Consider the following 21,062-nt stretch of genomic DNA (forward strand, 5'->3'; position numbering starts at 1 on the left):
ATCCACGTCTTTAGGAAATTACATATGCTTTTAAAAGATAAACTAGCTGCCTTCGCAGTCGTGTTCATCTGGGGTATTAACTTTTATTTTATGAAAGTTGGGGTCAGTGAGATACACCCTATGCTCCTCGGATGTTTACGCTATCTACTGGTTTTATTACCTGCCCTATTTTTCATCCGTATTCCAAGTGTCGGGTGGAAATGGTTATTACTCTATGGCTTTATTAGTAACTTTTCTCAATTTGCTTTTATGTTCAGTGCAATTGCGACAGGAATGCCTACAGGTTTAGTCGCTTTAGTTGTGCAATCCCAAGCCTTTTTTACTGTCATGATTGCAGCATTTTTATTACGCGAACAAGCCTTTTGGAACCAGTGGCTGGCTATCGCGATTGCCTTTATGGGCTTAATGCTGATTGCCTTTGGTCAACAACATAGTCATGTTCCATTAATGGGTTTAGCATTGGTATTATGCTCAGCAATTTCATGGGCCTGCGGTAATATCGTAGTCAAAAAAATGGGGCCTGTTCACCCAATTGGTTTAGTCATATGGGGCAATATTCTTACCCCTTTATGGTTTTTACTTTTAGCGGTACAGAATATTGGCTGGCAAGGTGTGGTTGCGGATTGGCATGCACTGACTTGGAAAGGATTCGGCGCCGCCGCATTTCTCGCCTATTTTGCCACGATTATCGGATATGGCTTATGGATCTACCTACTGACACATTATCCTGTTGCTAAAATTAGCCCATTGTCACTTTGGGTACCTGTTATAAGTATGATTTTTGCCTATTTATTTTTAGATGAAAAATTAAATACTTTGCAGTGGCTGGGTTCTTGTATTGTTATGCTGGGTTTGATGGTGCATTTATTAGGGCAAAAAATTCAGTCACACATCACTTCACGTAAACTTGTCCGAACAACATAAAATAATTAAATAAGGGGCTTAGGAAGTTAAGCATATAAAAAAAGTATGGTAACTTCCTTAGGCTTTATAGCATAAATATTTTTAAGTTAATGATTTTTAATGTGTTTATTAAATTTTAATAAAAAATAAACATAATAAAATTATAGTGTTAAGTATTTGTGCAAAAAAGCCCCCTTAAAATATTTTAGATTTAAAATATTATTTAGAATGCAATTATATCGATTCCAATAATAGAATTCATATTTCTTTATTGACCATTTAGTCTAATTTAAAATAAATCATGTAGGATAAGATTAAGTCGTTAGGTCAGGTGGCCTAACTTTAAAAAGTCTCCAACAAACCCAGTACGGAGCTTGCTGAGAAAATTGTGGAATTGGTTCGTCTGCAACAGATTGAGCTGATTTAAAATAAACCCGCTGAAAGGCGGGTTTCTTATTGTAAACAAATATTAATTTGGATTTTTGGATCGTCCAAGTTGGACAGAATAGACGCATAAATATTGTAATTTTCTTGATCGTAACAGATGAAATACACATGCTGGATATATTCAAAACTAGGTAGGCTTGACAGCACAGTACCAATTGCAATTTCTGCAGCTTCCTGTTTTGGATAGTTATATACACCAGTTGAGATATTTGGAAATGATAAGCTTTTTGCTTGAACTTCATTAGCTTTGACTAAACTGTTTAGATAAGCATTACAAAGTTCTTCGGCTTCATTTTTTGAGCCGCCCAACCAGCGAGGCCCAACTGTGTGAATGATGAATTGAGCAGGTAAATTACCAGCTGTGGTAACTACAGCCTGACCATTAGGAAGAGAGCCACCGATGTCATCATGAATCCGGTGACATTCCTGTTGCATCTCTGCACCAGCTTTTTTGTGAATGATATAATCTACACCACCCCCACCTAGTAAAGACTTATTGGCCGAGTTAACAATGGCATCCACATTTAAAGTGGTAATATCAGTTTGTAGTAGAGTGACTTTCTTCATTATATTTCACAGGGTAAAATTTAAGAATTAATTGGTTAATAGCTGTAATCAGGTTAGAGACCTCTGAGATATCTAAAGCGGCAATTGAGTACGTATATCTCATATAAGGAATACCCCCATATACACTTTCTTTTTCTTGTTTTTTAAAGTTTAAAAATTGATTGTGAAAAGCCTGTAAGAATTCGTCATCGTTTAATGATTTAGCTTCTATACATAAATGTACTTCACTAGGTAAATCCTTTTTTGAGGTATTAATAACAAGTGTAGGGCAAATCCAACGCGAATCAGCTAATGACGCATTACAAAACCAATATTCTGATTCGCCATTGTAGTAAGTGGGCCGGTAATTTCGAATGGAAAATTTTTCTTGTAATTCAGTTTGTAGGTTTCTAATTATGTGATCATTAATTTGTGAAAATACTTGTTGAGAAATTTGAAATAATTTCTGAATTTCAGAAGCATGGCTGAGTAAAACTTGAAGTGCGACATAAACCACCTAATTAATTTAAAGGGTTTATGGAGTATATAAAATTGTCATACCATCATCTTAACTTTGAAGATCGTACTGCATTAATGCTTGAGTCAAGAAAAGAAGGCTTTTCAGCCAGAAAATTTGCTGAACTTATTAAAAGACATCCTAGTACGATCTATCGTGAGCTTAAAAGAAATAGCATCAATGACGTTTATCAAGCTCAATATGCTTCTGATAACACTTTTGCTAGACGTAGACGTGGTCACAGAAAACTCAAAATCGATTCAATCCTCTGGAAATTTATTGTTGAAGCGATCCGTTGTTTATGGTCTCCTCAGCAAATAGCAAAGCGTTTAAAGACATTTCCTGATTTGGATCAAACAATGAATGTAAGCCATACAACGATTTATTCAACGATACGAGCATTACCCAAGGGTGAGTTGAAAAAAGACTTATTATCCTGTCTACGTCATGAAAATAAAAAGCGAAAAGCTAACGGTGAACCTAAAAAAGATTCTATATTACAGGATATTAAAACTATTCATGAGCGCCCAGCCGAAGTTCAAGAAAGAAAAATACCGGGTCATTGGGAAGCTGATTTAATTAAAGGTAAAGACAATAAAAGTTCGATAGCAACACTTATTGAACGAAATACACGGCTCTGTATCTTGGCAACATTACCTGATGCAAAGGCAGAATCAGTGCGCAAGGCTTTAACTGAAGCTCTGAAATATTTACCTGCAGAACTGCGTAAAACGTTGACCTATGACCGTGGACGTGAGATGTCAGAACATAAAATACTCGAAGAAGATTTAGGCATAGATGTATATTTCTGTGACCCACATTCACCCTGGCAAAAAGGCACATGCGAAAATATGAATGGTTTAATTAGGCAATATTTACCTAAAGGGATTGATTTAAATCAGGCAGATCAGCATTATTTAAATCAAGTTGCCATGTCACTGAATACTCGTCCTAGAAAAGCGTTAGATTGGCTTACACCATTAGAGAAATTTGCTCAGCTTGTTGATTATCATAAGACTTTTCAAACTGTCGCACCTCATGTTTGAATTCGCCCTTATTCAGTAATATAATTTCAAAATGCATAAACCTGCCCCCTAAAATCTATCGTACAACCAATTGGTCATCTTATAAAAAATATTATCTATGATTTCTTAAATTCTTTAGAACGAGAAGAATACATTCTCTTAATCAAAATGGTCGATATAGCTAAATTCTAAAAACACTAGCACATGGAAACATCTGTAAAACCTCATTTCCTATGGTTTTAGGTATGATAATAAATTAAGTATTCAGTTATAAGTTGAATCATGTTAATACGATGAAAAATATGGAAAGTAGCTGGATATCGAATCTTTATCTAAGCCAAATTTCATATGACATTATTTTACGATGATTTATATAACCAAGCTCGGATGAATGAGCTTACTGATCATACTGAACGTTATAAAAAAATGCTCTGTACACGACAAAAATAGATAACTCATTGAAATAATGGTCACAATAATTGTTTTCTAACGACCAATACTATGACGCATCCCAATGAGTTATATCTTATTTTAAACAAATCTTTAAAATGGAACAACTCACATTTAAAGTGCTTTGCGCTCATCATGCTTGCGATCATTTTAAAGCAAACATGCAATCTTTCTTCTGCATCTAAAGCCTTGCCCATCAAGTGCTTACCACAATCATTTTATCGACGTATGCAGCGCTTCTTTGCAGGTCAGTATTTTGATTATCGTCAAATTTCTCAGTTGATTTTCAATATGTTTTCATTCGACAAAGTGCAACTGACTTTAGATAGAACCAATTGGAAATGGGGAAAACGAAATATTAATATCCTGATGCTTGCGATCGTTTATCGTGGAATAGCGATACCTATCGTTTGCAGATTGCTTAATAAACGTGGAAATTCAGATACGAGAGAGCGTATTGCTTTGATTCAACGCTTTATATCCATTTTTGGTAAAGACCGTATTGTGAATGTGTTCGCAGACAGAGAGTTTATCGGTGAGCAGTGGTTTACATGGTTAATTGAACAAGACATCAACTTCTGCATTCGTGTTAAAAAAACTTCATTGTCACCAATCATTTAGGAAAGAATCATAAAATTAGTGATTTATTTCGCCATCTTAAAGTTGGTCAAATTGAATGTCGTAAACGACGGATTTTGGTTGGTCGGGTGAAACTATATATAAGTGCACTACAGTTAGAAAATGGAGAGCTTTTACTCGTCGTTTCTCCTCAGTTTAATGCCAATGCTATTCAGGATTATGCATTACGCTGGGAAATTGAAACCTTATTCAGTTGTCTCAAAGGACGCGGGTTTAATCTTGAAAATACGCGCTTGACAGACCCTAGACGAGTGAAAAAATTGATTGCGGTGTTAGCTATAAGCTTCTGTTGGTGTTACTTAACGGGTGAATGGCAACATGATCAAAAAAAAGCGATAAAAATAAAGAAGCATGGACGACTCTCAATGAGTTTATTTCGCTATGGTTTAGACTATGTTCAAATGGCGATTCAGCGTTTAATTGGTTTTGGGAAAAAAGCAGAGTTTAAGGAAATTCTGGCAATTTTAAGAAAGCAGAAGCCTGATAGGATAAGGGGTCTGTGAAATTTGTCGTGTACAGAGGCAAATTATGAAATAATTGTGGAGGCAGCTTGTCAGGCTTGGTGTAATTTTTCAAAGCAGTTAGCTCTGGTGAAATCCATAACAGCACGGAATTCGATAAAAACTTTAGTTATTGGGTTTGGTGTGAAAACTATCTGGAAGAAAATCCTCAACCATCCAATCGCAGGAATGGTTACTCTGGCAAGACCGCAAAATCATCCTCCGGTTCATTTGAGTTGGAAACATCTCGTGATCGTACCGGTGATTTTGAGCCTCAACTCGTCAAGAAAAACCAAACTCTCTGAAGAGATCGATAGTAAAGTCATTTCGCTATTTGCACTCGGCATGAACTACCGTAATATTCAAAAACATATTGCGGATATGTATGCACTGGATATTTCCGAGGGTGCTATTACCAATATTACAGACAAGCTGAAATGGCGTTAGATGAGCTGAAAGCCAAATAGGGTGATAAATACGAGAAAGTCATTCGTTCATCGCGTGAAAAATGGCATTTGCTTAGTGCCTATTTCAAATATCCAAAAGCTGTAAGGAAGCCGATTTATACCATCAATCCGGTTGAGGCAGTACATCGCCAATTCAGGAAACTAACCAAAACTAAGGTAGCTTTCCCAAATGAAAATAGCCTGCTGGAATTGCTATATATTGGCATTCAACAGGCTTCTGAAAAATGGACAATGCCCATTTAGGGTCAACGAGAGCATCCTCTCAAACGATTACTTGTGCATAAGATCGTTTACGAATGAGCCATGCTTATAGTGTGACATTTGATAATGGCAAGGAATTTTCCGAATACAAAAGAATTACTGATGCCGGCATAGAGACGTATTTTGCTGATCCCTATAAGTCTATTTAGCGAGCTAGAAATGAAAATACGAATGGTTTAATCCGTCAATATCTGCCAAAATCATCATCGTTTGATGGCGTGTCAAACGAACAAATAGAGCAGATAGAATTTGCACTCAACCATCGTCCTAGAAAAACACTAGGTTGGTATACACCGAGTGAAGTTATGGCTGGTTTTATCCTGTTGCACTTGCCGCTTGAATCCGCCAAGCCTTCCATTCTAGGTTTATGAAACAAAGCCTTTTTTATATTAAATAAATATAATAAGATACTAAATATATTTTCAATTATATCAGATCTAGTGCATATGAACTTTTTAAAAAAATTAAAAGATAAAATACATGAATTAAGACAAGAAACAGAAAAATGGCCTGAACAAGCTCAAGCTCAAGTAGCTGAAAATAGGATAAAAAGCGAACAGTCTCTGATGAAAAAACGCTATGAATTTATGAACTTTTGGTTACAAACTAAAAATTTACCTCTGTACAAATCTATGGATATATTTTTGGAACAGTTTGAGGAAAAGCAAAAAGAATATCTTTTAATTAAAGAAGAGTTTATAAAAAAAAATAAAAATTCTTCTTTAACTCAGGAACAAAAAGATTTTTTTATAGATCATAATGATATTTGGCTACCATTTTTAGCTAGCCAGGATGGCCTTATTGAATTACATGATTGTATTATAAATGATTTTATTAAAAAATATAACATTAAAAAATCTGGTAACCATTAGAATGGTTTTTAATCAAAAAAGAAATAATGTTTAAGGAATCATAACTACAACAGCTGTTAAAAATATGTGACAGGCTGTACAGCTGTGATCACAGCAGAACGGCTTTGTTGCATAAATATATAAGACTATGATTTTATTTAATTTATTTTTGGATTGAAATTTAAACAAATCCTTAAAAATCAGTATCTTGAAGAATTTTTATGCAACAAAGCCAGATTGGTTCAATAAAAAGCGTGTACACAGTGCACTGGGTTATGTATCGCCTTTTGAGTTTGAAGCAATGTACTATGATAAGATTAACCCGTTAGGTCAGGTGGCCTAACTTAAATAAAAAAGTCTCCGACAAACCCGGTACGGTTCAGCTTACTATTGAATAAAACCTATAAGAACAACATAATAGATTTATTCTCCTTCAAAAAACCTTAATTAAAATGCCTATAGAACATTCTTCCAATACAAATTGGCTTATTAATCAAAATTCAGAAAAAAACCAACTTCCTTCATATCCCAATAAGCTCTATATTGGTATTGATTTTGGCACATCCACAACAGTTGTAAGTCTGGTAGTCATTACTGAGAACTCCGTTGAAAAAGTAAAAACACTTACTCTTAATCAACCTGATGAATATGGTGCGACCATACGGCATCACCTAGTGAATACAGTACTTGCGTGGCGAAATAAAACTCTTATTTGGGGCCAAGATGCATATCGATTAAAATCGCTATTAACTGAAAGTCGCAATGTCTTTTCATCATTTAAAATGCGCTTAGGGTTAGCAATAGGTCCCACTTATCCATTGACCGCTCTATCTGAGAGCAAGGCTCAGCCTTATATCATTGAGACAGCAGAAGATGCTACTCAAGTTTTTTTTAGTAAGCTTTTAGAAAGTATTAAGAATGAAACTGGAAATTCAAATTTGGAAAATTACAAATTTGCTTTCTCCGTACCAGCCTCATTTGAAGCTAATCAAAGACGTAGTCTATTTAATAGCTTGGAAGAATGTGGGATTGTTCAGAATCAATGTTGTTTAATTGATGAGCCTAATGCCGCATTTTTAAGCTTTGTATATGATTGTACTAGAAATAATGCTACACATCCTTTTTTAGAAAAACTTAAGTCTAGACCAACAAACATACTAGTGTACGATTTTGGTGCAGGAACATGTGATGTGACAGTTCTTCAAGTTGATGCTTGCAACAACAAGTTTTCATCAAAAAATTTGGCAATTTCAAAATTTACGGCTCTAGGTGGCGATGACATCGATCGAGCAATTGCCAAAAATATACTATTACCTCAACTTTTAAGAGAGAACACACATTTCAAACCCGATTCAAGAGATATTTCAGAAATTGTCATCCCTGTTTTGCAAGCGACAGCAGAACAATTAAAAATAGCTGTTTGCAAATGGCTTAAACAAAAAAATATAAATCAATTTAGAAGCTTAGATCAATATTCCAGCGAAATTTTCACTTTACATTCTCTGGAAGGAATCAAAGTCAGAGACTCTAGATTAAATTTAACTAAACCGTCTATACGCCTTGATGAGTTTAAAATCATTATGGATGATTTTGTGGGGATGTATGATGGTATACACACACCAATGCATTTATCCTCTCCGATTGAAGATGCATTATCTAAAGCAAATATAGAACGTGAAGACATAGATGGTGTTCTTTTCATCGGAGGAAGTTGTCTTAACCCATTAGTGCAATCATGCGTAATGAATTACATGAATGAGTTTTCAGATGAAGTTGAAGCTATCTTACCTAAGGATGTAAGAGCTCATGTTTCTCTCGGAGCTGCAATTCATTCATTTAGCTATCATGGTCTAGGAATTGATTTTATTAGGCCTATTGTTTCAGAAGCTATATATATCATCACCTCTCATGAGCATTTGGAAACAATCATACCAGCATCAACTGAGGTTCCTACCCCAGAGCCATTCCATACTCAACTAATAGTCACTCGTGATGATCAAACCATTATCGATTTACCTATTTGCGTAGGAAGCAAAAATAAACTTTTAGGCATTTTGACTATAGAGACAGAAGATGATTATTTTAAGCAAGGAGCTATCGTTGATGTCTACGCCAATATTAATCATGAAAAACTTCTTAATGTTGAAGCTGTAATTGATGGTATAAAAGTAAACACCTCTATTCTAAATCCTCTAGCCAATAATACTTTAACAAAAGTGGAAGAACATATGCTTCGAGCAAAGCAAAAGTTTAATCAAGCACTTTTAGATTATAATGGTCGCCCTCCCGTAGATATTGCCGTTGAGTATGCCTCAGCCTGTTCAGAAGCGGGAGCATATGAACTAGCTGCAGATCTATACATCGCTATCGAACGCTTAGATCGTAATGCTAATCACGCTACTAACATTTGTTATAATTATGCTCGAGCCGGTAAATCACAAAAATCTAATGAATGGGCCGAAATTGCCTACAAACGCTCACCAAATGCTGTTAATGCGTTTAACATTGCTTGTAAGTCATACGGAGAAAAAGAGGAACTCTATCTTCGCAAAGCATTAGAACATGATCCAAATTTCACCTCCGCTTTATTAAAACTTGGTAAAATTCTTAAACTTCGAGCTGATAAAGAAGGCACTATTCTTTTAGAAAAAGCCCTCTTGTTACTTCAGGATGAAATATATACTAGCTCTGTACGTATCAGAGATTGTGATGACCTTATTGAAGTTTGTGACATACTTGAAGATTATGAACAGCTTAAATCTACAGCAACTGATATGAAGAAAAGAATAATCCATGAGAATAAAGAGATATATTCCTCTGAAAATTTAGTATCTAGTCTAAAACCAAATCTAGGCATGAAAGAGGGTTAATTATGGCTTGGTGGATTAAAAAGCAAAATTTGAGTGAAGAGCAACGCCAATACATTCTATCAATTAAAAACAATTTAAGTCATGTTCATTGGGTTCGAGGAGCTGCTGGTACTGGAAAAACAACAGTTTTAGCAGCTTTAACACAAGAACTTAAGCTTGAATACCCTAATGCTTCTTTTTGTTATTTGACATACACACACGCTCTTAAGGATTTAGCAATTAGTGCCTTTAAAGAAGAGAATGTGGAAGGTGTACACTTCCTTACACATACCAAATTTTTAAAAAATAATTGGCCATGCGATTTCGTGTTTCTTGATGAAGTTCAAGATATTTCTGCTGAAGATTTAAATACAATCAAGAAACTATCAACCCATTTAATTATTGCTGGTGATTGTGCCCAATCTATTTATGAACAATCGGCTACAGAAACAGAAATTATTTCAACGGTTAATCCATTCCAGCACGTATTAATGATTATTCATAGGCTTACAGAGTTTTTAGCTAAAATTGCTTTCAGCATTTTACCTAATAATCATTTACTTAGTGGAAAACCAGGAAACACTTTAGCAAATACAACCGCTAGATTGATCCAATTCGAAAATCAAAATCAAGAATTTATTTGGACAGCGGAAGAAGCATTAAGTAGAGCTAGGCCAGACAAGCCTAGTTGTATATTGCTATCACATCACAGAGATATTACTTCGCTTATTCAAGTGATTATCCAACATTTTTGTTCTAAAAATGCTGATGAATTGTTTTCTTATCAAGCAGGTAAAAGTGACCGATATGATTATAGACAAGTAAATACTTATTTAAGAGAAAATAACATAAATATTAGATACTTAGGCAATGACTTTGGCGACTTTAACGAGATGCCATCAAAGCCAATGGCATACCTTATGACGTATCATAGCTCAAAAGGTCTAGATTTTGAGCAAGTCTTTATTCCACAATTAAATAGTAATAAAGATATTGTCAAACCATTTGTGTTGGAAAAAAATCCAGATTTAGATAAGCGTCTGCTCTTTGTAGCAACTACGAGAAGTCGATGTAATCTGTTTATGAGTTATTATACCCCCTCTCCGCATAAACTAATTCAAAATCTTCCAAATATTACTCAAATTAAATATCAGCCTAATCAAGATGATGAGGATGAGGAGTTCTTTTAATGATCAATGGTCAATATATTGTTCTTAGCTTTAAAGAATGGAATAACTGGATCGCTCAAGGCTTATTAAAAATACACAGTTCTAGGATTCAACCTTATTTGAATACTCAACAGAGTTTTTTTAATCTCATGAATACTGCGGCTGATATTACACATTTAGATGATAATGAGTATATTCTTGCTGAACTATCTAAATCATATTCATCTTCTACTTATCAATCTGAAAATACTTTGGCTAGCTATATTGGTTTAGAAGCCGTACAACAATTTTATGCCTTAACCGAGCGGGGAAAAATTGCATTAAACTATAGTGCAAACAATCTGCAAGTAAGCTTAGCCACTGATCCACTAATAGCACAATTTTGGGGAGCATATCGCTTAGATCAAAAAACGACACTAGAACATGAGAAGGCAATCAAATTTACTGCGCTCATTTTTGAAAATCAAATTTCAAAAGAGCGTTTAATGAGCATTATCAATAATGAAACATTAAACCAATATTTTAACCCAACCAAATACAGCCCCGCTCGCCTTCATGCACAAGTACATGACGAACAAACACAAAAAAATCTTTTTTCCTTAGAAAGTTATGAAAAAACTAAAGCTTATGCCGGCATGTTTACACGTTTCTTGTTTAACATTGAAATCAATGATCAACAATTAACTGAAAAATACAAACAGATTTCGAAGCGATGTGGATCAAGAGAATATTATTCTAATGATTTAAGAGTAAAACAAACCAAAGATGAACTCACCTTAGATTTTTTGTCTGAGAAAATTCTGCAAGAAAAAACTCTAACTGAATATATACTCCTAGAATCGAATATTAAGCATTTGCCATTGCTTGCATTATCACTCTACTTTCATTATGAGATGTTAATTAAGCACGAATATTCATTAAATTTAAGTGCATTAAAGGCCGATCTTTACCGTCTTGATTTCTTTTATACACGATCAGAATGTAAAGAATATAAAGATTTGCCGTATTTGGTGGCTTTTAGCATTGGCAAGTTATTGCCATCTGAATTTATTAACACACTTTATTACTATAAAACAAAAGCCTATCCATGTTTTAAGGCGACTCATCAAACCGATTTAGAACAGGCTTTGCCAAGCATTGCTGATGAAGAGTTTCTAGAAATGACATTAAATCAACTAAATGAAAGAATTTCTAAAACTTGGACTGAAGTTCAGCGTAGCTTTCAGATGTCACAGATCTCCGACGTCACACCTACAGAAAAAACAGAAGACGTAAACGCTTCGAATATTACTCAACACACAGGATCAGCAAACATCACTCATCCATCAGAAAAGCATTTGGACACTAATCCACAAACAATGCCAATATCCGAAACAACTGATTTAAGCGCACATTCTGAGGTACAGAGCAGTCCATTAGTAACACCACCTGTTGTAACAGCAACTCAATCACAACCAGTCGATCAGCAACCCCCTATGCCAATACAGCAACCTGAACATCCAAAGCCACAAGCTTCATCAAGGCCAAACCTACAAGAGCAAATCAGTTTAATTGTAGAACATCAGATAAATGAGGAATCGCTACCGGTATCAGCAGCTGATGAGACAATGGCTATGCCACAAAATTCGCTTATTGAGCATTTAATACGATTGTTTAATGACCCAGAAATTCAAGATCTTAAATCTTTGATAGAAATGTTGAAAAAAGATTCCAAATTTAATGACATCACCACTCAAGGCAAATTAAGAGAACGATTAGTTACCGAAGGTATTCTAAATCCACAGGATGCACCTAAAAATGGAGACAAACTTTTTAATTACATGAAAAGAGAAATAGCTAAAAAGTCTTAGTTTTAACTGTGTGTTTCATTCTTCGGTACCCACTATAATTTTCTGAGAGATCAATCAATATATGAACTAAAGATTACTACTGTAATCTTTAGTTCAATATTGATTGAGAAAACCAACTCAATTCAAGTTGCTTTTTATGCCAGTCTACAATCCTATAAAGAAGAGAACTTAATAGCCTCTTCTGAGTTTGAAGCAAAGTACTATGATAAGATTAACCCATTAGGTCAGGTGGCCTAACTTAAATAAAAAAGTCTCCGACAAACCCGGTACGGTTCACTTTTCTATCTGCTTAACTTACTCTCATGCAACTTCTTGTACTTCAACCCAACTAATTAGTTCTTTTTCCAAATCTATAACTTTTGCATATTCCGGTCTCATCAATAACTCGGCATATTCAGATCCGTGCTCCTCATTAATTACTGAATCTTGCATTAGGAAGTCATTTTTAAAAGAACCTGCTTCAAATTTTACTCTTAAAATAGGTAAATCCTTTAACTTTACAATTAATGAAGGATTTTCACTACTGGTAGCAACTTCGACATACTGTACTTTAGATTCGTCGAAACCTATTTTAAGCAGCTTTGAATATAGAACATATGTTCTTAGTTCAGCATGAGCACCATTCATTTGTCTTGAACTTAATAAATAAATTTCGTTTTCATTATGGAAACGTATCTGATATTTTTGACAATATTTAATAGTCTTAGGTTCTTTAATGAAATAGCTACGCCAGTCTTTAACCTGGCTAATATTATTTGAAATAATATTTTTTAAGCTTTCAAACTCACTACCTTCATTGATTTGATTTAGTAAAGTTTTAAGCATTTTACGTCTGTCTTTATCTTCAAATACTTTTCGCCAATTTTCATTTCTTTGTCGAACAGTATTAAAAACTTGTCGCCCAAAACTCCAGTTAGATCCATCCTTTACTAAATAATCTCCGATGCTTAATAAGCTTCTATGGAAAATATAATCTTCATCTTTAAGGAATTTATCAGTAAAAATTTTACTGGAGATTTCTGCATACTTCGTGAATATATCCATAGAAACATTTTGATTCCCCTCATCTTTGGCATAATCAATTAAAAAACTGATTTGCCCATAGAAGTAGTCATTTTTTTCATACTTTCTAAATAGTGATTTCCATGCTGCATTATGATGTATTAATTCTGCTTTTTCTATTTCATGCTCAATATGCTGTTTATCAAATGCCGTAGTAAGTTTTTTAAATATTTCACTCGTCTCAGTCAATGAACGGATTTTATCTAAAATATTGTTTTCAGAAATTTCAACTGCTAAATGATTGATTGCATCCAAAACACTAATTAAATCTTTTTCAGCATTAAAATAGTTTTTGGCATTATTAACTAATCTCTTTGTAACATTAAACCAATCATCGAATTGGCTTTCATTATTAATGTATGCATTATAAAAATAGAGAATTGCAAATTGTGCCTGGGCTTCATAAGAACTATCGGCGAATTCAAACATGAGGTGCGACAGTTTGAAAAGTCTTATGATAATCAACAAGCTGAGCAAATTTCTCTAATGGTGTAAGCCAATCTAACGCTTTTCTAGGACGAGTATTCAGTGACATGGCAACTTGATTTAAATAATGCTGATCTGCCTGATTTAAATCAATCCCTTTAGGTAAATATTGCCTAATTAAACCATTCATATTTTCGCATGTGCCTTTTTGCCAGGGTGAATGTGGGTCACAGAAATATACATCTATGCCTAAATCTTCTTCGAGTATTTTATGTTCTGACATCTCACGTCCACGGTCATAGGTCAACGTTTTACGCAGTTCTGCAGGTAAATATTTCAGAGCTTCAGTTAAAGCCTTGCGCACTGATTCTGCCTTTGCATCAGGTAATGTTGCCAAGATACAGAGCCGTGTATTTCGTTCAATAAGTGTTGCTATCGAACTTTTATTGTCTTTACCTTTAATTAAATCAGCTTCCCAATGACCCGGTATTTTTCTTTCTTGAACTTCGGCTGGGCGCTCATGAATAGTTTTAATATCCTGTAATATAGAATCTTTTTTAGGTTCACCGTTAGCTTTTCGCTTTTTATTTTCATGACGTAGACAGGATAATAAGTCTTTTTTCAACTCACCCTTGGGTAATGCTCGTATCGTTGAATAAATCGTTGTATGGCTTACATTCATTGTTTGATCCAAATCAGGAAATGTCTTTAAACGCTTTGCTATTTGCTGAGGAGACCATAAACAACGGATCGCTTCAACAATAAATTTCCAGAGGATTGAATCGATTTTGAGTTTTCTGTGACCACGTCTACGTCTAGCAAAAGTGTTATCAGAAGCATATCGAGCTTGATAAACGTCATTGATGCTATTTCTTTTAAGCTCACGATAGATCGTACTAGGATGTCTTTTAATAAGTTCAGCAAATTTTCTGGCTGAAAAGCCTTCTTTTCTTGACTCAAGCATTAATGCAGTACGATCTTCAAAGTTAAGATGATGGTATGACAATTTTATATACTCCATAAACCCTTTAAATTAATTAGGTGGTTTATGTCGCACTTCAAGTTTTACTCTGCCATCTTTAGAGTTAAAAATATTCAGTAAAATACCCTGAATATTTTCTTCACCACTATAGTTTTTTAGAAACTCAAAAAACCTATAAATATTTTGCATAATTTGTACTTGTGAATTCGCATTGCCCAATAGCACTTCATATTCATCTGTTGTAATAATGAGGTTTTTTCTTAAACGACTAACCAAACTTTTTTCATCTTTATCATATGTACTCTCTGTTTTTGCATTTTTAAATGTTGCTAATACATAACTATGACACAATAAGCAGGACTTAAAGAGCTGCATATACATCTCATCAAAGTTAAGATTATGAGGCTTGTTAGTATCCTTTGATTTACTTGAAAACTGTTTCAAGGTCCACAAATAATCCGTCCATTCGCGATCTATTTGATTAAAGAAATCTTTCCTAGTCTCATTATCTATAGATTTTTCTAAATACCCCTGTAACCAAGCTTTGAAATTCTCAAATTCAGTAAGCTGAACTCCCCTAGCGTTCATCTTAATGTAAAGCTCCTCACTCAGGGCAAAGTCATTCATTGGCAATAGATAAAAACAAAGTACTTTGTCTATTGTCAGAGCTTTCCATAATTCAATTGCAGTTATTTCTGAGTAATTTACTAATGCTTGAAACTGACTATGAATTTCATCCAATACCGTCAACATCGATATAACTGTAGGGTCTTTTTTCCAGATAGCTAGATACCAAGCCTCATTTTCGATCATTGAAGATAACTTATTATCTTCGGCCACCTGTTTTATCTGTATTTCATGACCATGCTGAATGAGTTCAGAAATAAACATTCTTGAACTAACTCGAGTTTGATAGGTAAATTGACTTAGATTTTTTTTAATTTCAATTTTTTGAAGCTTTTCTTCAGTTCTATTTGCCAGATACCAATGTAACAGGAATAAAGTCGTCAATCGCTGCTGACCATCCAACAATTCCAATTCATCCTGATGTAAAGCACCGTATATGAAGTCCAATTCTAATGGGACTGAGGAAACAAGATGATCAAATAGGTTTTTAATAAAGCCTTTTCTAATCTGTTCAATCTGACGATCATCTTTTCGACCTTGAGCATAGTCTCGCTGAATAATAGGAATAATGACTTTATATTGCTGTAAAGTATTCCATAATGTATATGTTGCCATGCTATTCTCCCCCCATTCCAATATGGTTAAGTTGAATACCATATTTATTAAAACAATTTATTAATGCTTTTTTATACGCATCCCTATCAGCAATACCCCATTTCAGCATTTGGTTTACATTTGGACTAAAGTACTTTGAAAACACTTGTTGAGATGCCAAAGGTATAAAACTAGTTTTCAAATCAGTTTTAGTATTCCCGTGTTCCCATTTTTGTTCACTACTAATAATGTCTTGCCGTTTAATAAAAAATGGAGCATTTCCGATCGAACGATTAATTTCATCAGGTAAAAGACATAAGTTATCAAGTGTATGAACATTTTCAGATGTATCACCTACAACGGCGTATAATTCTTTCAAATATTCAGTTTGCAAGATATCAGACTCATCCTTATTCGCTGCTCTATATCTATCCAATGCTGTTCTTAAACGGGCTTGATCTTCGCTAGGTACATTGTCAATAATTTTATTTTGGTCTTCAAACCAACTTTTTAACTTATCCTCTTGTGAGAGTTCTGGGCTTTGCTGGGCATGAATATGCTCAATATCCCATTTACATGCATAATATTGTTTAAATGGAAACCGTGTTCTTTGCTGCTCATGGCGATATATATTAAACAATGTTAATAATGAGATCAGTTTTGGCCGAGCATTACTACGTTCATAATCAATAGCCTCAAAAGCCAAAATTTCCTTATCTTCTTTTTTTTGCTTAAAAATAGTTTTAAGTTCTTCTCCAATAAAACCAATCAATATATGCTTAAAATTATCACGTTTAGTTTCCTTAGCCGCTTCCCAAAGGTCCTGTATCTTCTTATATTTCTGCCCGATTAAATAACCGATTAAATGATAAAGCCGATCATCTTGATACCACTCATTTAAGCGTTGAAAACCAGTCAGTACATCTTGCCAAATTAACTCAAGGGTTTCTTTAAGTTGTTCTTTGGAATTGACATCGCTTTTAAACTGGTTTGCATAATGAAGGAAAGTTTGATGATCTTGTTCAATGGCTGAATGTTCTAACTTAGATTTTTGTGCAATCAAATCAAAGATCAATTCAATACGAGTATATTTATTCGTGTCTTTGTGTGGGCTTAGAAAGGCCCAAAAATCATTATCCTGTAATGATTGTTCAATTAAATCCCACTGATTCGCCATTTCCATCTGTTTTTGAATAGCAATTTCTGGGATTTCATAAGCCTTAACTACATTTTGTAAAAACAAAGCTTTGAGTAATTCAGCATCTGTTAAAGGAATCTTACCTTGATTCAGGCGAGTAAAAATTTCTATAGATTGTTTTCTGAAATCTTCATTTTCATTATTACGAACTGCATACCAAATCACTTTAGTATTCTTTAAAAGCTTTGATTTCCAATCCTCACGGCTAAACCCAGCCTCTTCCTCTTTTTTCAAAAACCATTCCTGGATGGCCTTGTAAGCTTCAAAAAAATAATGACTATCAATTGTACTTAAGGGAATCTCACTAGCATTTTCAGGCAAATTAGATAATTGATTTAAAAACTCTGTGCTTTCTTTCCGGGTTTCATATCTTAGGTGGAAAAATTTGTCTTTATTCAGGTAACTTAAAATAATAAAAATTGTAGTCATACGTTGCTGACCATCAATTAGTTCCCAATAGTATTGGACATCATCTTGTAATTTTGTTCGCTTAACTACGACAGGTTGTAAACAATAAAAATCTGAAGATTTTTCAATCTTAAACTCATCAATATCATCCAATAATGCTTTAACCTGTTGGGGCTTCCATTTGTAGCCACGCTGATAACTGTCTACAAAAAAGTGTTTGTTTGTTAACTCCTCAATTCTCTTAAGTTCAAGAGAATTTTCTCTTTGCTCTAAATCATTAATTAGATGATTTAAAGAACTTTCAGCAATTTCAAATAAATCAGGCTTTTGTCTTAAAATTTCTTGAACCTTTAATAGTAGTTTTTCAGCTTGCAAGATTTTCTCCTCAATTTTAAACTTGTTGTAGAAATCAATATCCGCATCAGATTCTCTATATTTTGGCAAAATTACTCATTAAAATTGTTCTCTACATATACATAAAAATCATTTTCCACTCGATCATATTTAAAGGCTATGGTGTTACGACTCATCCATCGCTTTAAAAGTTTTTCGTAGACATTCGCTTTTTTCGTAGAGGTCGCACTAAAAGACCAATAATGAATATCATGCTTATAAATAAGCTCCTCAACTCTCTGACTAATCGCATTAAAAACTTTCATGGCAGGTAACTTTAAGTTGATATCTTCATATATGGGATCATCTCTAAATAGGGCTAATTCAGGATGTTTACGGTAATTGATCTGGACTCTGGCACGGGGTGGTCTATTTAAAGAAAAGGAAAAACTATAATGATCAAATTTGGGTATGTAGTGTAATCCATCAATCATTAAGTCTTCTTTCAAAATCATACGATATCCTGCGTAAAATGATGATGAATAAGATTAGTGTATATCCTCATCAAAATATCTTGAGTCTGTGCTGTTTGAAGGCTTTGTTGCATAAATATTTTTCAAGATACTGATTTTTAAGGTTTTTCCTAAAATTTTAATAAAAATAAATATAATAAAATCATAGTGTTAGCTATTTGTGCAACAAAGCCAAGCCAGATTAAAACTTCTTCCTGTATTTCAAGTATCCTAGTACAAAGAGAAACAATGGAGCAAAAATCACGAATTTCCTCAAAAACTTGTGATTCACTTTGTCGTAGTAAGTCACTAACATTTGATCCATAAATGGTGCTAAAACAGTTTCAGGTCTTGTTTCAAAATAGTGGTTTAACCGCATATTTAAAAGAATTAAAACACAAAGACTAAGAATCAAAAACATCAAAGGAATGAGCCATACTCGCCAATAAGTCGTAATCACCCATATAAAGGTTTCAAATTCCTGCTGTAGCCAATGCATAACTCTCACTCCCAAATTAAGAATACATCTGCCTATTCATAATTAAATCACTATGTGTAAGCACATAGTCAAATATGTCATCCGCCTTCGCTTTACGATCTTCGAAATTAAACGTTTCCCATGACAGGGCATCAGTCAAAATAATTTCAGAGTTTAAAACTTCCAGCAATTGAGCTTTATTACTTTCTTGGTTGATCCAATTTACACCCTGCGATAAAACAGTTTGAATTTTATTCAACAAATCTTGAGCAATTTTTTTCACTGCTTTTTCTTCTTTCTCAGATAAATTCGGTTTCTTCAATTTATCGAATAGTGTGAGCTCTAGATCATTATCTAGTTCTTCTCTGACATAGCGAGTTTCTTCTTCAGACAAGTCCTCATACACTTTGATCAGCTCTTCAAAAACCTTTTGAATCGTCACATCAGAAATGTCTTCATTAATTTGCGTAATGATTTTTTGGTAATCTTCATGGAACTTCGCACGATCACCGTTTACAGCAGTGAGACGAGCTAATGCTTTTTCAATACGCTCCTGAAGCTCCATCAACACCGTTCTCTTATGTTTAATTTTCTCAAACTCAACTTTTAGACGGTGAAAATCAATGGCTGACAAGTCGTATTCTGCATCCTTTCCTTTCTTATCCGTTGCTTCTAAATGATGATTAATGTGGTTCCGTTAATTAGACCACTCAATTCAGTTTTATAAGTGATAAATCCGCTCTAAATATTTAAATTATGCTGCCATTACTTTTAGTAAATGTTGATCATAAAATTCATTCGGTGTTGCCTTATTCAAACTTGAATGAGGACGTATCATGTTATAAAAACCCAAATATTCAGCAATTGATTGTTTCGCTTGTTTAACCGTATCGTAAGCCTTCAAATAGACTTCCTCATGCTTCACGCTGCGCCATAAACGCTCAATCATCACATTATCCATCCATCGTCCTTTCCCATCCATACTGATACGGATATTTCGCAATTTTAACTCATTCAAAAATGCCTCGCTTGTGAATTGACTGCCTTGGTCTGTATTGAACACCTCAGGACAACCATATTTCACAATTGCTTCTTGCAACGCATCTATGCAAAAGTCTGTTTCCATACTGATCGATACTCGATGAGCCAGTACTTTACGACTATGCCAATCTATAATTGCACATAGATAGACAAAGCCTTTAGCCATAGGAATGTACGTTATATCTGTACACCAGACTTGATTAGAGTGATCGATGACCATGTTTTTCAACAGATATGGGAAAATACGGTGTGCAAGATTAGGCTTACTGGTATTGGGTTTTGGATACAAGGCATGTATTCCCATCAAGCGCATTAAACGTCGGACTTTACGCCGACCTATTTGATGTCCTTGACGCTGTAGCATATCTCGTATCATTCGACTGCCCATAAATGGGTAGTCGAGATGAATTTCATCGATTAGACGCATCCAACTCAAATCAGTTGATGAAATCTCTTTGGGCTTGTAATACAACGTACTGCGATTGATTTGAATCAATTGCGATTGTTGTCGTACCGAAAGTTGATGGGTCTTATCGATCATTTTTTGCCGCTCAGCTGCCCTATTTTTCTGAGCGCACCTTCTAAAAAATCAATTTGCAATGCCTGATGTCCTATCTTGGCATGTAGAGCTTTGAGGTCAATCTCTGGTTCTTGTTGTGCTGTTGGTCGTGAAAAAATATTGACTGATTGCTCAAGCAGTTGATTTTTCCAATCGATGATTTGGTTTTGATGTAAATCGAATTGAGTAGAAAGTTCAGCGAGTGTGTGGTCGCCTTTAATTGCTGCGAGAGCAACTTTAACTTTAAACTCTGCTGAATGATTACGACGTTTTCTTCGTGTCATGGTTGACTCCAAAAACAAGCATTTCCCATGCTTATTGGGGAGTAGATTATCACTTATAGGCGTGGTCTAAAATCCTAGAACCAC

Annotated in this window: 17 protein-coding genes and 2 pseudogenes; 10 read left to right on the forward strand and 9 right to left on the reverse strand. The window is 34.5% G+C overall.

Going from position 1 to position 21,062, the window contains the following annotated elements:
* The first annotated feature begins 24 nt into the window (after positions 1 to 24).
* The gene (locus AC4CUZ_RS13745; RefSeq protein ID WP_490747784.1) at positions 25 to 924 is read left to right on the forward strand and encodes an EamA family transporter; all 900 of its coding nucleotides are present in this window, start codon (positions 25 to 27) and stop codon (positions 922 to 924) included.
* Positions 925 to 1,356: 432 nt separating this feature from the next.
* Here the strand turns inward: AC4CUZ_RS13745 and AC4CUZ_RS13750 are convergent, their stop codons facing one another.
* A complete protein-coding gene (locus tag AC4CUZ_RS13750; protein ID WP_140986740.1) occupies positions 1,357 to 1,917 on the reverse strand; it encodes a macro domain-containing protein in 561 nt (186 codons plus the stop codon).
* A complete protein-coding gene (locus AC4CUZ_RS13755) occupies positions 1,889 to 2,413 on the reverse strand; it encodes a hypothetical protein (RefSeq protein ID WP_490747785.1) in 525 nt (174 codons plus the stop codon). The genes AC4CUZ_RS13750 and AC4CUZ_RS13755 overlap by 29 nt, the downstream gene beginning before the upstream one ends.
* Before the next feature lie 20 nt (positions 2,414 to 2,433).
* Here AC4CUZ_RS13755 and AC4CUZ_RS13760 point away from each other — a divergent pair, with 20 nt between their 5' ends.
* The 9 genes and pseudogenes from AC4CUZ_RS13760 to AC4CUZ_RS13800 all read left to right on the forward strand — a co-directional run bounded on the left by AC4CUZ_RS13760 (position 2,434) and on the right by AC4CUZ_RS13800 (position 12,474).
* A complete protein-coding gene (locus tag AC4CUZ_RS13760) occupies positions 2,434 to 3,459 on the forward strand; it encodes an IS30-like element ISAba125 family transposase (protein ID WP_119023814.1) in 1,026 nt (341 codons plus the stop codon).
* A 480-nt stretch (positions 3,460 to 3,939) separates the two neighbouring features.
* A protein-coding gene (locus tag AC4CUZ_RS13765) for an IS4 family transposase (protein ID WP_490747786.1) occupies positions 3,940 to 5,030 on the forward strand; the annotation gives its coding sequence in 2 pieces (ribosomal slippage) (positions 3,940 to 4,480 and positions 4,480 to 5,030; 1,092 coding nt in all).
* Between the two features lie 143 nt (positions 5,031 to 5,173).
* Positions 5,174 to 5,734, forward strand: a pseudogene (locus AC4CUZ_RS13770) (transposase); the annotation flags it as partial.
* A pseudogene (locus tag AC4CUZ_RS13775) lies at positions 5,731 to 6,126 on the forward strand (IS30 family transposase); the annotation flags it as partial. The pseudogenes AC4CUZ_RS13770 and AC4CUZ_RS13775, both read left to right, overlap by 4 nt.
* A 75-nt stretch (positions 6,127 to 6,201) precedes the next feature.
* Positions 6,202 to 6,627 carry a hypothetical protein gene (locus AC4CUZ_RS13780; protein WP_004776956.1) on the forward strand — a complete coding sequence of 142 codons (426 nt, stop codon included), beginning with the start codon at positions 6,202 to 6,204 and terminating at the stop codon, positions 6,625 to 6,627.
* A gap of 187 nt (positions 6,628 to 6,814) precedes the next feature.
* Positions 6,815 to 6,949 (forward strand): hypothetical protein, encoded by a 135-nt coding sequence (locus AC4CUZ_RS13785; RefSeq protein ID WP_265596413.1) that lies wholly within the window; start codon positions 6,815 to 6,817, stop codon positions 6,947 to 6,949.
* A 109-nt stretch (positions 6,950 to 7,058) separates the two neighbouring features.
* The gene (locus AC4CUZ_RS13790) at positions 7,059 to 9,476 is read left to right on the forward strand and encodes an Hsp70 family protein (RefSeq protein WP_490747787.1); all 2,418 of its coding nucleotides are present in this window, start codon (positions 7,059 to 7,061) and stop codon (positions 9,474 to 9,476) included.
* 2 nt (positions 9,477 to 9,478) lie between these two features.
* Complete coding sequence (locus tag AC4CUZ_RS13795) at positions 9,479 to 10,645, forward strand: 3'-5' exonuclease (protein WP_490747788.1); 1,167 nt, start codon at positions 9,479 to 9,481, stop codon at positions 10,643 to 10,645.
* Entirely contained in the window at positions 10,645 to 12,474 is a 1,830-nt protein-coding gene (locus tag AC4CUZ_RS13800) for a hypothetical protein (RefSeq protein WP_490747789.1), read from the forward strand. Before AC4CUZ_RS13795 ends, AC4CUZ_RS13800 begins: the two co-directional genes overlap by 1 nt.
* A 300-nt stretch (positions 12,475 to 12,774) precedes the next feature.
* On the opposite strand, the gene AC4CUZ_RS13805 is transcribed toward AC4CUZ_RS13800, so the two are convergent.
* The 7 genes from AC4CUZ_RS13805 to AC4CUZ_RS13835 form a co-directional block, all read right to left on the reverse strand.
* Positions 12,775 to 13,965 carry a hypothetical protein gene (locus AC4CUZ_RS13805; RefSeq protein ID WP_490747790.1) on the reverse strand — a complete coding sequence of 397 codons (1,191 nt, stop codon included), beginning with the start codon at positions 13,963 to 13,965 and terminating at the stop codon, positions 12,775 to 12,777.
* Complete coding sequence (locus tag AC4CUZ_RS13810; RefSeq protein ID WP_079265503.1) at positions 13,958 to 14,983, reverse strand: IS30-like element ISAba125 family transposase; 1,026 nt, start codon at positions 14,981 to 14,983, stop codon at positions 13,958 to 13,960. The genes AC4CUZ_RS13805 and AC4CUZ_RS13810 overlap by 8 nt, the downstream gene beginning before the upstream one ends.
* A 12-nt stretch (positions 14,984 to 14,995) precedes the next feature.
* Positions 14,996 to 16,186, reverse strand: coding sequence for a GmrSD restriction endonuclease domain-containing protein (locus AC4CUZ_RS13815; RefSeq protein WP_490747791.1), 1,191 nt, complete (start codon positions 16,184 to 16,186; stop codon positions 14,996 to 14,998).
* A 1-nt stretch (position 16,187) separates the two neighbouring features.
* On the reverse strand, positions 16,188 to 18,215 hold the full coding sequence (locus AC4CUZ_RS13820; RefSeq protein ID WP_004679599.1) for a DUF262 domain-containing protein: 2,028 nt from the start codon (positions 18,213 to 18,215) through the stop codon (positions 16,188 to 16,190).
* A gap of 2 nt (positions 18,216 to 18,217) precedes the next feature.
* Complete coding sequence (locus tag AC4CUZ_RS13825) at positions 18,218 to 18,619, reverse strand: hypothetical protein (RefSeq protein ID WP_490747792.1); 402 nt, start codon at positions 18,617 to 18,619, stop codon at positions 18,218 to 18,220.
* 512 nt (positions 18,620 to 19,131) lie between these two features.
* Positions 19,132 to 19,728 (reverse strand): hypothetical protein, encoded by a 597-nt coding sequence (locus tag AC4CUZ_RS13830; protein WP_490747793.1) that lies wholly within the window; start codon positions 19,726 to 19,728, stop codon positions 19,132 to 19,134.
* A gap of 120 nt (positions 19,729 to 19,848) precedes the next feature.
* Positions 19,849 to 20,978 (reverse strand): IS3-like element ISAcsp5 family transposase gene (locus AC4CUZ_RS13835; RefSeq protein WP_490747794.1). Its coding sequence is split into 2 segments (ribosomal slippage): positions 19,849 to 20,726 and positions 20,726 to 20,978, totalling 1,131 coding nucleotides; the frame shifts between segments, so codons are not numbered across the junction.
* Positions 20,979 to 21,062 lie beyond the last annotated feature (84 nt).

This window comes from Acinetobacter sp. 789_lipA (genome assembly GCF_058242845.1).

Excerpts from the sequence above, each read along its gene's own strand:
- AC4CUZ_RS13745 (WP_490747784.1), top strand. The coding sequence starts at position 25 with ATGCTTTTAAAAGATAAACTAGCTGCCTTCGCAGTCGTGTTCATCTGG.
- AC4CUZ_RS13790 (WP_490747787.1), top strand. The coding sequence starts at position 7,059 with ATGCCTATAGAACATTCTTCCAATACAAATTGGCTTATTAATCAAAAT.
- AC4CUZ_RS13750 (WP_140986740.1), bottom strand. The coding sequence starts at position 1,917 with ATGAAGAAAGTCACTCTACTACAAACTGATATTACCACTTTAAATGTG.
- AC4CUZ_RS13805 (WP_490747790.1), bottom strand. The coding sequence starts at position 13,965 with ATGTTTGAATTCGCCGATAGTTCTTATGAAGCCCAGGCACAATTTGCA.
- AC4CUZ_RS13795 (WP_490747788.1), top strand. The coding sequence starts at position 9,479 with ATGGCTTGGTGGATTAAAAAGCAAAATTTGAGTGAAGAGCAACGCCAA.
- AC4CUZ_RS13815 (WP_490747791.1), bottom strand. The coding sequence starts at position 16,186 with ATGGCAACATATACATTATGGAATACTTTACAGCAATATAAAGTCATT.
- AC4CUZ_RS13800 (WP_490747789.1), top strand. The coding sequence starts at position 10,645 with ATGATCAATGGTCAATATATTGTTCTTAGCTTTAAAGAATGGAATAAC.
- AC4CUZ_RS13780 (WP_004776956.1), top strand. The coding sequence starts at position 6,202 with ATGAACTTTTTAAAAAAATTAAAAGATAAAATACATGAATTAAGACAA.
- AC4CUZ_RS13810 (WP_079265503.1), bottom strand. The coding sequence starts at position 14,983 with ATGGAGTATATAAAATTGTCATACCATCATCTTAACTTTGAAGATCGT.
- AC4CUZ_RS13760 (WP_119023814.1), top strand. The coding sequence starts at position 2,434 with ATGGAGTATATAAAATTGTCATACCATCATCTTAACTTTGAAGATCGT.
- AC4CUZ_RS13825 (WP_490747792.1), bottom strand. The coding sequence starts at position 18,619 with ATGATTTTGAAAGAAGACTTAATGATTGATGGATTACACTACATACCC.